The organism is Escherichia sp. MOD1-EC5990 (assembly GCF_002965285.1).
Classification (GTDB): Bacteria; Pseudomonadota; Gammaproteobacteria; order Enterobacterales; family Enterobacteriaceae; genus Escherichia; species Escherichia coli_F.
This window is the reverse complement of the sequence record NZ_PTRV01000006.1, coordinates 137,006-148,840: the sequence shown is the minus strand read 5'-3', so window position 1 is coordinate 148,840 and position 11,835 is coordinate 137,006. Positions and strand designations below refer to the sequence as shown.

The 11,835-nt window shown below is 47.3% G+C and carries 11 protein-coding genes; 7 read left to right on the top strand and 4 right to left on the bottom strand.

The window, feature by feature from the left end; translation table 11 throughout:
- Positions 1 to 67: 67 nt before the first annotated feature.
- On the top strand, positions 68 to 952 hold the full coding sequence (locus BEB42_RS09475) for a D-hexose-6-phosphate mutarotase (protein WP_105267317.1): 885 nt from the start codon (positions 68 to 70) through the stop codon (positions 950 to 952).
- Positions 953 to 1,002: 50 nt separating this feature from the next.
- On the opposite strand, the gene yeaE is transcribed toward BEB42_RS09475, so the two are convergent.
- Both yeaE and mipA read right to left on the bottom strand, forming a co-directional pair.
- Positions 1,003 to 1,857: a methylglyoxal reductase YeaE gene (gene yeaE / locus BEB42_RS09470; protein WP_105267316.1), complete on the bottom strand. Its 855-nt coding sequence runs from the start codon at positions 1,855 to 1,857 to the stop codon at positions 1,003 to 1,005.
- A gap of 89 nt (positions 1,858 to 1,946) precedes the next feature.
- Positions 1,947 to 2,693 (bottom strand): scaffolding protein MipA, encoded by a 747-nt coding sequence (mipA, locus tag BEB42_RS09465; protein ID WP_022645785.1) that lies wholly within the window; start codon positions 2,691 to 2,693, stop codon positions 1,947 to 1,949.
- Between the two features lie 435 nt (positions 2,694 to 3,128).
- Between mipA and yeaG the strand changes: the two genes are divergently transcribed.
- From yeaG to yeaK, 5 genes are all read left to right on the top strand, one after another.
- Entirely contained in the window at positions 3,129 to 5,063 is a 1,935-nt protein-coding gene (yeaG, locus tag BEB42_RS09460; RefSeq protein ID WP_001019882.1) for a protein kinase YeaG, read from the top strand.
- Between the two features lie 112 nt (positions 5,064 to 5,175).
- Complete coding sequence (locus BEB42_RS09455; protein WP_105267315.1) at positions 5,176 to 6,459, top strand: YeaH/YhbH family protein; 1,284 nt, start codon at positions 5,176 to 5,178, stop codon at positions 6,457 to 6,459.
- Between the two features lie 146 nt (positions 6,460 to 6,605).
- Complete coding sequence (locus BEB42_RS09450; RefSeq protein WP_105267314.1) at positions 6,606 to 8,081, top strand: sensor domain-containing diguanylate cyclase; 1,476 nt, start codon at positions 6,606 to 6,608, stop codon at positions 8,079 to 8,081.
- Positions 8,082 to 8,261: 180 nt separating this feature from the next.
- On the top strand, positions 8,262 to 9,752 hold the full coding sequence (gene dgcJ / locus BEB42_RS09445; RefSeq protein ID WP_000766137.1) for a diguanylate cyclase DgcJ: 1,491 nt from the start codon (positions 8,262 to 8,264) through the stop codon (positions 9,750 to 9,752).
- Positions 9,753 to 9,794: 42 nt separating this feature from the next.
- Positions 9,795 to 10,298: a mischarged aminoacyl-tRNA deacylase gene (gene yeaK, locus BEB42_RS09440; RefSeq protein ID WP_105267313.1), complete on the top strand. Its 504-nt coding sequence runs from the start codon at positions 9,795 to 9,797 to the stop codon at positions 10,296 to 10,298.
- Here yeaK and yoaI read toward each other — a convergent pair whose 3' ends face one another.
- On the bottom strand, positions 10,299 to 10,403 hold the full coding sequence (gene yoaI, locus BEB42_RS09435; protein ID WP_000999630.1) for a small membrane protein YoaI: 105 nt from the start codon (positions 10,401 to 10,403) through the stop codon (positions 10,299 to 10,301). It abuts the gene before it with no gap.
- A 169-nt stretch (positions 10,404 to 10,572) separates the two neighbouring features.
- Between yoaI and BEB42_RS09430 the strand changes: the two genes are divergently transcribed.
- Positions 10,573 to 11,019, top strand: a complete 447-nt coding sequence (locus BEB42_RS09430) for a DUF441 domain-containing protein (RefSeq protein ID WP_000460707.1) — start codon at positions 10,573 to 10,575, stop codon at positions 11,017 to 11,019.
- Here the strand turns inward: BEB42_RS09430 and nimR are convergent.
- Complete coding sequence (gene nimR, locus BEB42_RS09425) at positions 10,976 to 11,797, bottom strand: DNA-binding transcriptional regulator NimR (RefSeq protein ID WP_088541815.1); 822 nt, start codon at positions 11,795 to 11,797, stop codon at positions 10,976 to 10,978. The two genes, BEB42_RS09430 and nimR, sit on opposite strands and share 44 nt — an antisense overlap.
- Positions 11,798 to 11,835: the final 38 nt, after the last annotated feature.

Below are 11,835 nucleotides of genomic sequence, written 5' to 3'. Positions count from 1 at the left end.
GATCTAAAAAGAGCGACTTCGGTCGCTCTTTTTTTTACCTGATAAAATGAAGTTAAAGGACTGCGTCATGTTTAAGAAAATTTTTGCCCTTCCGGTCATCGAACAAATCTCCCCTGTTCTCTCCCGTCGTAAACTGGATGAACTGGACCTCATTGTGGTCGATCATCCCCAGGTAAAAGCCTCTTTTGCATTACAGGGCGCACACCTTCTCTCGTGGAAACCTGCGGGTGAAGAAGAAGTTCTGTGGTTGAGTAACAACACACCGTTCAAAAATGGCGTCGCCATTCGCGGTGGCATACCGGTTTGCTGGCCGTGGTTTGGTCCGGCTGCACAACAAGGTCTGCCTGCGCACGGTTTTGCCCGCAACCTGCCGTGGACGCTGAAATCACATCGTGAAGATGCTGATGGTGTAGCGCTGACTTTTGAATTGACACAAAGCGAAGAGACGAAAAAATTCTGGCCGCACGACTTTACGCTGTTAGCGCATTTCCACGTGGGTAAAACCTGTGAAATCGATCTTGAAGCACACGGCGAATTTGAAACTACCTCTGCTCTGCATACCTACTTTAACGTGGGTGATATCGCTAAGGTAAGCGTCAGTGGACTAGGCGATCGCTTCATTGATAAAGTAAATGACGCGAAAGAAGATGTACTGACCGACGGTATTCAGACCTTCCCTGACCGTACCGATCGCGTGTATCTGAATCCGCAAGATTGCAGCGTAATTAATGACGAAGCGCTGAATCGTATTATCGCCGTAGGCCACCAGCATCATCTGAACGTTGTAGGCTGGAACCCAGGACCGGCGCTTTCAGTTAGCATGGGCGATATGCCGGATGATGGCTACAAGACCTTTGTTTGTGTAGAAACGGCATACGCTTCAGAAACGCAAAAAGTCACCAAAGAGAAACCTGCACATCTGGCGCAATCCATTCGCGTTGCGAAACGTTAATTTGCGTTAATATTGTGTGCCGGGTGCGATGCATCCGGCACGTATCAACATCACACCATATCCAACGCAGTTTTTCCTTTTGGTGCCGGATACGCTTTATCCAGCATAACTAATTCCGCTGACGAAAGTTCAACCTCAAGCACAGCCGCATTTTGTTGGACATGTGCGACAGTTGCCGCTTTTGGAATCGCCATCACACCCTGATGGCTGATTACCCACGCCAACAATACTTGTGCCGCACTGATATTGTGAGCATGTGCAATTTCGTTGACTACCGCATTTTTTAACAGTCCATTGCGCAACCGGCCGGCCTGGGCTAATGGACTGTAAGCCATCACCGGCATCTGCTGTTTCTGGCACCAGGGCAGTAGATCGTACTCAATCCCTCGTGAACCGAGATGGTAAAGCACCTGATTAGTGGCACACTGATTTCCCCCCGGCAGCTGCCAGAGTTCCTGCATATCGGCATAATCAAGGTTAGAAACGCCCCAGCGGCGGATTTTTCCCTGGGCGATCAATTTTTCCATCGCTGCGACAGTCTCTTCGAGAGCGAAACTGCCAGACCAGTGTAATAAGTAGAGATCGAGATAATCAGTATTGAGACGGCGTAAACTGGCTTCGCATGCATTTATCGCTTTTTGCCCGCCAGCATTCCACGGATAGACTTTAGAGACGAGAAAGACGTTCTCACGCAGACCGATTAATGCTTCCCCAACCACTTTTTCGGCACCGCCATCGGCATACATTTCGGCGGTATCAATGAGGGTTAAACCGAGTTCAATGCCCGCGCGTAGTGCAGCAACTTCTGTTTTACGCTGACTGGCATCTTCGCCCATATACCATGTTCCCTGCCCTACGGCTGGCAGTAAGACATCGCCACTAAATTGAATCATTTTTTGTTGCATTGTTTCCTCCCAGGTATTGCACCACCGTAATGCAAAACAGGGCGTTACGCCCTGTTTTTATGCACAAAATGCCCTGGAAAGATGCATTATCAGAATTTGTAGGTGATCCCGGTAGAAATCAGGCCAGTCCAGGATTTATCCACCATTGGGCTGTCAGTAACTTCATCAGACAGACGGGTGTAGCGCGCGGTACCGTAAACACTCCAGTCACCGAGGAAGTTGTAGCTGGCACTTAGCTCCAGGTAAGGGCTCCAGCTGTCGTTCGGGTTATAGCCACGCAGACCGCTGCGCGCAGACTCTTTGCGCGATACGCCATAATAGTATTCGTTCTGGTTTTCGCTGTTCCACTGCACACCAATACCCGGAGTCACGGTCAGGCCACCGTTGGTGTAACGATACAACCAGGCCATATCCCAGATGATGCCGTTGCTGTTATCCAGGGTATCGCCAGCCAGGGTGGTACGCAGGTAACCGTACTGGGTAAAGTGAGCATAAGACAGACCAGCCATCATGGTGCTCTTACGGTCATCCAGGTGACGCATTTGGTGATCGCCACTGTCTTTAGCTTTGAAGTAAAGCGGCGACCAGTAAGCGGTAATTGAAAGTTTATCCGTTGCGTCATTCCACAGGTAGTAACCACCACCTAAGCCACGGAACCAGAAGTTATCGCCTTCATAGTTGATTACCGGTACTGGGTAAACATCGGTATCGTAATCTTTATATGGGTGTTCAACGACACCTACGCCTGCGCCCAGGGAAAATTTACCTTCAGCGTGCGCTACGCCTGCAGACGTTGCGATAAGCACTCCAAGTGCCAGAAGTTTGAGTTTGGTCACAATTAATCATTCCTTAAACAAATGTTTAGCGGGCGACAAAGTTTACCCGTCAATACATCGAAACCCAACCTTTTTACGTTTTCATTTTTTAAAGTAACTGTTTAATTTTCCTGACGCAGATGACACCACGCTTACAGCCAAATGAATTACGCGTTACTGGCGACCCTGGTCTTTACATTAATTATGCAAATTTTATGGATGAGTTGTTGATATGCCATTGAAATTAAGAAAGCCGTGCAGGCAAGTTTTCCATTTGCCATCTACGCTTAATTTTGAAGGTGTATCACCGGGCACGTTGTTCTCATCGTCGATAAAATGGCATGAGAGTTGCTGTGTTTTAGCAAGAGACGTCGTTCAGTTTACCTCTTCCGGGAGCCTCTACTATTCATATGAACGGCTCTTAACCTGTGCTAAAAAACGAAAGGACGGCATACCATGAATATATTCGATCACTATCGCCAGCGATATGAAGCTGCCAAGGACGAAGAGTTCACACTGCAGGAGTTTCTTACCACTTGTCGGCAAGATCGCAGTGCTTATGCCAACGCGGCTGAGCGGCTATTGATGGCTATCGGTGAGCCTGTCATGGTCGATACAGCCCAGGAACCCAGACTTTCTCGACTCTTTTCTAACCGGGTCATTGCACGTTACCCGGCCTTTGAAGAGTTTTACGGCATGGAAGACGCGATTGAACAGATTGTCTCTTATCTGAAACACGCGGCTCAGGGGCTGGAGGAGAAGAAACAAATCCTGTATCTGCTGGGGCCTGTGGGTGGGGGTAAATCATCGCTTGCTGAGCGACTGAAATCATTAATGCAGCTCGTGCCGATCTATGTATTAAGCGCTAACGGTGAGCGGAGCCCGGTCAACGATCATCCGTTCTGTCTTTTCAATCCGCAGGAAGATGCGCAGATTCTGGAAAAAGAGTATGGCATTCCTCGCCGTTATCTCGGCACCATCATGTCGCCGTGGGCGGCAAAACGCCTGCATGAATTTGGTGGCGATATCACTAAGTTCCGGGTAGTGAAGGTCTGGCCGTCAATTCTGCAACAAATTGCTATCGCCAAAACGGAACCCGGTGATGAGAACAACCAGGACATCTCCGCGCTGGTTGGGAAAGTCGATATTCGTAAACTCGAACACTACGCGCAGAATGACCCGGACGCCTACGGCTATTCCGGTGCACTGTGCCGCGCCAACCAGGGGATCATGGAGTTTGTCGAGATGTTTAAAGCACCGATTAAAGTGCTGCATCCCCTGTTAACCGCCACTCAGGAAGGTAACTACAACGGTACGGAAGGTATCTCCGCCTTGCCGTTTAACGGGATTATTCTCGCCCATTCGAACGAATCCGAATGGGTCACTTTCCGTAATAACAAGAACAACGAAGCCTTCCTCGATCGTGTTTATATCGTGAAGGTGCCATATTGCTTGCGTATTTCCGAAGAGATCAAAATCTACGAGAAATTGCTTAATCATAGTGAACTGACTCACGCCCCCTGCGCACCTGGCACGCTGGAAACGCTGTCTCGTTTTTCCATTCTTTCGCGTCTGAAAGAGCCGGAAAACTCCAGCATTTATTCGAAGATGCGGGTTTATGATGGCGAAAGTCTGAAAGACACCGATCCGAAAGCCAAGTCGTATCAGGAATATCGTGACTACGCAGGCGTTGATGAAGGGATGAACGGTCTGTCCACGCGTTTTGCGTTTAAGATCCTCTCTCGCGTGTTCAACTTCGACCACGTGGAAGTGGCAGCAAACCCTGTTCATCTGTTCTACGTCCTGGAACAGCAGATCGAGCGCGAGCAGTTCCCGCAAGAGCAGGCAGAACGCTATCTGGAGTTCCTGAAAGGTTATCTGATCCCGAAATATGCCGAGTTTATCGGTAAAGAGATTCAGACTGCGTATCTTGAATCCTATTCTGAGTATGGACAAAACATTTTTGACCGTTATGTCACGTATGCAGATTTCTGGATTCAGGATCAGGAGTATCGCGACCCGGATACCGGGCAGCTATTTGACCGCGAATCTCTCAACGCCGAGCTGGAGAAAATTGAGAAACCGGCGGGGATCAGTAATCCAAAAGATTTCCGCAACGAGATTGTCAACTTCGTACTGCGCGCCAGAGCGAATAACAGCGGACGCAATCCGAACTGGACCAGCTATGAAAAACTGCGCACGGTTATTGAGAAGAAAATGTTCTCTAATACCGAGGAGCTGTTGCCGGTTATTTCGTTTAACGCCAAAACGTCAACCGACGAGCAGAAGAAACACGACGATTTTGTCGACCGTATGATGGAAAAAGGCTACACCCGTAAACAGGTGCGTTTACTGTGCGAATGGTATTTGCGCGTACGTAAATCGTCTTAACAACCATGGCCCGGTACGCATGCTACCGGGCCTACAACGACAGCGAACCGTGGGCCAGAGAAGCGGCAACACAGGCGTAGCAAACAGTTGGCAAATGTAGTACGGGGGGCATATGACCTGGTTTATTGACCGGCGTCTGAACGGCAAAAACAAAAGCATGGTGAATCGCCAGCGTTTTTTACGCCGTTATAAAGCGCAAATTAAACAGTCGATCTCCGAGGCCATTAATAAGCGTTCGGTGACTGACGTCGACAGAGGCGAGTCCGTATCCATTCCAACGGAAGATATTAGCGAACCGATGTTTCATCAGGGACGTGGCGGCCTGCGCCACCGCGTTCATCCGGGCAATGACCATTTCGTCCAGAATGACCGCATTGAACGCCCCCAGGGCGGCGGCGGTGGTTCCGGCAGTGGTCAGGGCCAGGCCAGCCAGGATGGTGAAGGTCAGGATGAATTTGTCTTTCAGATTTCGAAAGATGAGTATCTTGATCTGCTCTTTGAAGATTTGGCCTTACCGAATCTGAAACAAAACCAACAACGCCAGCTGACCGAATATAAAACGCATCGGGCGGGTTATACCGCTAACGGCGTTCCTGCCAATATCAGCGTTGTGCGTTCATTGCAGAACTCACTGGCGCGACGCACAGCCATGACGGCGGGCAAGCGGCGGGAACTTCATGCGCTGGAAGAGAATTTGGCCATCATCAGCAACAGTGAGCCTGCGCAACTACTGGAAGAGGAACGTCTGCGCAAAGAAATTGCAGAATTACGTGCCAAAATTGAACGCGTCCCTTTTATTGACACCTTCGATTTACGTTACAAGAACTACGAAAAACGACCCGATCCCTCCAGCCAGGCAGTGATGTTTTGCCTGATGGACGTTTCGGGTTCAATGGATCAGTCCACTAAAGATATGGCTAAGCGTTTTTATATTCTGCTGTATCTGTTCCTTAGCAGAACGTATAAGAACGTGGAAGTCGTTTACATCCGGCACCATACCCAGGCGAAAGAAGTCGATGAACATGAGTTTTTCTACTCACAGGAAACTGGCGGTACCATTGTTTCCAGCGCCCTGAAACTGATGGATGAGGTGGTGAAAGAGCGTTATAACCCGGCGCAATGGAATATTTACGCGGCACAAGCATCGGACGGCGATAACTGGGCCGATGACTCTCCACTTTGCCATGAAATCCTGGCGAAAAAATTATTGCCCGTTGTTCGTTATTACAGCTATATCGAAATTACCCGTCGCGCTCATCAGACACTGTGGCGAGAATATGAACATCTGCAATCTACTTTCGACAATTTTGCGATGCAGCATATCCGCGACCAGGATGATATTTATCCGGTGTTCCGTGAACTGTTTCATAAACAAAATGCAACAGCTAAAGACTAAAACTGTCAGCCGGGTCATTATCGCCTGGCTGATTTTTAGCTCACTGTAAATTATCTCATTTATTACATACATTAGCTTACAATCGCTTTAAATATGACAGCATAACCTTTACACAATTTAGTTTCAGAAAACAATCATTCGGAAAAATGATTCGGTCAACACGTATTTCCCTGGGGTTATTCTTTAATTATTTTTTATCGTCAACGAAAATTGATCCTGGTCAAAACCATATATCTCTGCCATCAATAAAATCCAGCACTCACATTGCTCTCCTTTTTATGGCTTCTATGGGTACACAAAAATTAAAAGCTCAAGGCTTTTTTATTTTCAGCTTATTGCTGACGTTAATTTTATTGTGCATTACTACCTTATATAACGAAAACACGAATGTAAAACTCATCCCACAGATGAATTACCTGATGGTTGTTGTGGCTTTGTTTTTCCTTAACGCCGTCATTTTTCTTTTCATGTTAATGAAGTATTTCACTAACAAACAAATTTTACCAACACTCATTTTAAGCCTTGCATTTTTAAGTGGCCTTATCTATTTAGTTGAAACCATTGTAATTATCCATAAACCAATCAACGGCAGTACACTGATCCAGACAAAGTCGAATGATGTTTCTATTTTCTATATTTTCCGCCAACTCAGTTTCATTTGTTTAACCTCGCTGGCGCTCTTTTGTTATGGGAAAGACAACATCCTTGACAACAATAAGAAAAAAACTGGCATTCTGTTGCTGGCGCTGATTCCTTTTTTAGTTTTTCCCCTTCTGGCACACAATCTGAGCAGTTATAACGCTGACTATTCTTTGTATGTCGTCGATTACTGTCCGGACAACCATACTGCGACCTGGGGAATCAACTATACAAAAATATTGGTTTGTTTGTGGGCATTTTTACTGTTCTTTATTATCATGCGTACACGATTAGCCAGCGAACTATGGCCGTTAATAGCATTATTATGTCTGGCATCGCTATGCTGCAACTTACTTCTACTGACTCTGGATGAGTATAATTACACCATTTGGTATATCAGTCGCGGGATTGAAGTTTCCAGTAAACTGTTTGTTGTGTCTTTTCTGATTTATAACATTTTTCAGGAACTGCAACTCTCCAGCAAACTGGCAGTTCATGATGTACTGACCAATATTTATAATCGGCGCTACTTTTTCAACAGCGTAGAGTCATTATTGTCGCGACCTGTTGTTAAGGACTTTTGTGTCATGCTGGTTGATATTAATCAGTTCAAGCGCATCAATGCCCAATGGGGACATCGTGTGGGTGATAAAGTGCTGGTTTCAATTGTCGATATTATCCAGCAAAGCATCCGCCCCGATGATATTTTAGCGCGACTGGAGGGTGAGGTGTTTGGCTTGCTATTTACCGAACTCAATAGTGCCCAGGCAAAAATCATTGCGGAACGTATGCGTAAAAATGTCGAACTCCTGACCGGTTTTAGTAACAGATATGATGTTCCTGAACAAATGACCATCAGTATTGGCACGGTTTTTTCAACGGGTGACACGCGTAATATCTCGCTTGTCATGACGGAAGCAGATAAAGCCTTACGCGAAGCGAAAAGCGAGGGGGGCAACAAAGTGATTATTCATCATATTTAAGTGCAAAAATATTCAGAGCCATGCTTTTTGCGTGGCTTTTGCATACAATTTATTACTATTACCCCTAAATTTCCCCTCCCCAGCGGCGCAGAGATGAGTATAATTAGCGCCCCTGTGCCAGGCCGCAATCGAACTTTATCTGGTTTTCTCGTTTCACTAACCGAAGGAGTGCCATTTATCATGAAATTGCACCATAGAATGCTCCGGCATTTTATCGCCGCAAGTGTCATTGTGCTGACATCTTCCTTCCTTATTTTTGAACTTGTCGCCAGCGACAGAGCAATGAGTGCCTATCTGCGCTATATCGTGCAGAGAGCAGATTCCTCCTTTCTTTATGATAAGTATCAAAATCAGAGTATTGCCGCGCATGTGATGCGCGCTCTCGCTGCTGAGCAGTCGGAAGTGTCGCCAGAACAGCGGCGCGCCATCTGCGAGGCTTTTGAGTCTGCCAATAATACCCATGGCTTAAACCTGACTGCCCATAAATACCCGGGCTTACGCGGCACACTACAAACCGCATCCACTGACTGCGACACCATTGTGGAAGCTGCAGCACTATTACCCGCTTTTGATCAGGCAGTGGAAGGCAACCGCCACCAGGATGATTACGGTTCAGGTCTTGGGATGGCCGAAGAGAAATTTCACTATTATCTCGATCTCAATGACCGCTATGTCTATTTTTATGAGCCGGTTAATGTTGAGTACTTTGCGATGAATAACTGGTCCTTCCTGCAGTCAGGAAGTATTGGCATCGATCGCAAAGATATTGAAAAGGTATTTACCGGGCGTACCGTATTATCGAGCATTTACCAGGATCAGCGTACTAAACAGAACGTGATGAGTTTGCTGACGCCAGTGTATGTTGCAGGGCAGCTAAAAGGAATTGTGCTGCTGGATATTAACAAAAACAATCTGCGGAATATCTTTTATACTCATGACCGCCCTCTCCTCTGGCGTTTTCTCAATGTCACGCTAACTGATACAGATTCAGGGCGCGACATTATCATCAACCAGAGCGAAGATAATCTGTTCCAGTATGTCAGTTACGTCCATGACTTACCGGGCGGTATTCGTGTCTCGTTATCCATTGATATTCTTTACTTTATCACGTCTTCGTGGAAAAGCGTTCTGTTCTGGATTTTGACGGCGTTAATTTTGCTGAATATGGTCCGGATGCACTTCCGTTTATACCAAAATGTGTCGCGAGAAAATATTAGTGATGCGATGACCGGACTGTATAATCGCAAAATATTAACCCCTGAACTGGAGCAGCGGTTGCAAAAACTGGTGCAATCCGGTTCTTCGGTGATGTTTATTGCAATTGACATGGACAAGTTAAAGCAAATAAATGACACCCTCGGTCATCAGGAGGGGGATTTAGCGATTACGTTATTAGCTCAGGCGATTAAACAGTCGATTCGTAAAAGTGATTATGCCATCCGACTCGGTGGCGATGAATTCTGCATCATTCTTGTCGATTCGACGCCGCAAATTGCAGCACAACTGCCTGAACGTATCGAAAAACGTCTGCAACATATCGCGCCGCAAAAAGAGATCGGCTTCTCTTCCGGTATTTACGCGATGAAAGAAAACGATACGTTACATGATGCGTATAAAGCTTCCGATGAGCGTTTATATGTCAATAAGCAGAACAAAAACAGCCGTTCATGATAATCTTCTGTGGTTGTTTGCTTGTAATCTCAGGAGCATGAAATGACTGAAATGGCTAAAGGAAGCTTGACGCATCAGCGGTTAATCGCTTTATTATCACAAGAAGGAGCTGACTTCCGCGTCGTTACCCATGAGGCGGTAGGTAAATGCGAAGCGGTGTCAGAAATTCGTGGCACCGCTTTAGGCCAGGGGGCTAAGGCACTGGTATGTAAAGTCAAAGGCAATGGCGTAAATCAACATGTTCTGGCGATCCTCGCTGCCGATCAACAGGCCGATCTGAGCCAACTCGCCAGTCATATAGGCGGATTACGCGCTTCGTTGGCCAGCCCGGCGGAAGTCGATGAACTCACAGGCTGTGTCTTCGGCGCGATCCCCCCTTTCAGCTTCCATCCAAAACTCAAACTGGTTGCCGACCCCCTACTCTTCGAACGATTTGATGAAATCGCCTTCAATGCAGGCATGCTGGATAAATCCGTTATTTTGAAAACCGCGGATTATTTGCGCATTGCGCAACCAGAACTGGTCAATTTCCGCCGCACTGCGTAACTAGCCTGTCCGTTCAATAAGCAGAACGGACAAAACCAGCACAACAGCAATGGCAAAAAACGATGACGTGATAATCAGTGTCTCGACAAACATTTGATCGTTCATAGTATGCCCCGGGGAGATAGCTGTTTTCACGTTATTGTTAGCGTGCACAAATGGCAGTTTGATGACAGTTCGCCTGATTTTTTATGCAAAAAACGTAAAGATTTTCTACTTCCTTCCTGCAGCAAGCGTAAAGTAAGCAGGCTTATTATTTTTTGGCAAGGAAACCACGATGTTTGATGTCACTTTGCTGATCCTGCTCGGGTTAGCTGCGCTGGGCTTTATCAGTCATAACACCACTGTCGCCGTTTCAATTCTGGTGTTAATCATTGTCCGCGTCACACCGTTAAGCACCTTTTTCCCGTGGATTGAAAAACAGGGGCTAAGTATCGGGATAATCATTCTGACGATTGGCGTTATGGCCCCCATCGCCAGCGGGACGCTACCGCCCTCAACCCTGATTCACTCGTTTCTGAACTGGAAATCGCTGGTGGCAATTGCAGTAGGCGTTATTGTCTCCTGGCTAGGTGGGCGCGGCGTGACGTTAATGGGCAGCCAGCCGCAACTGGTCGCCGGGCTGCTGGTGGGCACTGTTTTGGGCGTGGCGCTGTTTCGCGGCGTACCGGTTGGCCCGCTTATTGCCGCGGGTCTGGTTTCGCTGATTGTGGGGAAACAGTAGTTAATCCCGCAATATATCGGCCTGGCGTTTGCCCCAGGCCTTTCTTAAACATAGTAATAAAGGCCGTTGTTGAATCATACCCCAGCGTATGAGCAACTTTCTGTACAGTATCGCCTTTCACTAATCCCTGAAGCGCCATAATCAGCTGTAACTGCTGACGCCACTGGCGAAAACTCAACCCCGTCTCTTTCACTATCAGCCGGGCAAGATTGCGTTCACTCATCGCAAAAAAGCCAGCCCATTGCCCCAATGAGCCCCACTCGACGGGCTCTTTCGCCATCATCTCCACCATCGTGCGGATTTTAGGATGAGAAGAAACGGGCAGGTGCAGCTGTTGTTGTGGCTGCTGAGGGAGTTCATCAAACAGGACCTGAATTAATCTGCGGGTCATCGGCTCAGCACGCTGAGTCGTCGTCCTGTTTGCCAGGGTTAAAATTAATTCCCGGCATAAGGGCGATATTTTCAATGTGCAACATGTTGTCGGCATTGTCACTGCGCTGGGTTCGATAAACAGAAAACAGAGTTCAGCGTTAGCTGTCACTTGATTGCTATGTTTCACCCCGCCCGGTATCCAAACCGCATATTGTGGCGGCACCATCCACAAAGCATTTTCCACCGTACAGGTAATTGCACCATGTAGTGCCAGTATCAACTGCCCTTTGCGGTGCTTATGTACAGGACTGGTTAACTCATCCGTTCCGGCGTGAATACAAAATGCGACCGCGGCTTCATGGTGTCGGTCGGGTTCATAGCCATTGAGATTCAACCTGTGCATCATTTTGTCCGAATTTAGCGATAATTTGTCATTTTAGCTTG

Excerpts from the sequence above, each read along its gene's own strand:
- BEB42_RS09475 (WP_105267317.1), top strand. The coding sequence starts at position 68 with ATGTTTAAGAAAATTTTTGCCCTTCCGGTCATCGAACAAATCTCCCCT.
- yeaE (WP_105267316.1), bottom strand. The coding sequence starts at position 1,857 with ATGCAACAAAAAATGATTCAATTTAGTGGCGATGTCTTACTGCCAGCC.
- yeaG (WP_001019882.1), top strand. The coding sequence starts at position 3,129 with ATGAATATATTCGATCACTATCGCCAGCGATATGAAGCTGCCAAGGAC.
- BEB42_RS09455 (WP_105267315.1), top strand. The coding sequence starts at position 5,176 with ATGACCTGGTTTATTGACCGGCGTCTGAACGGCAAAAACAAAAGCATG.
- BEB42_RS09450 (WP_105267314.1), top strand. The coding sequence starts at position 6,606 with ATGATTCGGTCAACACGTATTTCCCTGGGGTTATTCTTTAATTATTTT.
- dgcJ (WP_000766137.1), top strand. The coding sequence starts at position 8,262 with ATGAAATTGCACCATAGAATGCTCCGGCATTTTATCGCCGCAAGTGTC.
- yeaK (WP_105267313.1), top strand. The coding sequence starts at position 9,795 with ATGACTGAAATGGCTAAAGGAAGCTTGACGCATCAGCGGTTAATCGCT.
- yoaI (WP_000999630.1), bottom strand. The coding sequence starts at position 10,403 with ATGAACGATCAAATGTTTGTCGAGACACTGATTATCACGTCATCGTTT.
- BEB42_RS09430 (WP_000460707.1), top strand. The coding sequence starts at position 10,573 with ATGTTTGATGTCACTTTGCTGATCCTGCTCGGGTTAGCTGCGCTGGGC.
- nimR (WP_088541815.1), bottom strand. The coding sequence starts at position 11,797 with ATGATGCACAGGTTGAATCTCAATGGCTATGAACCCGACCGACACCAT.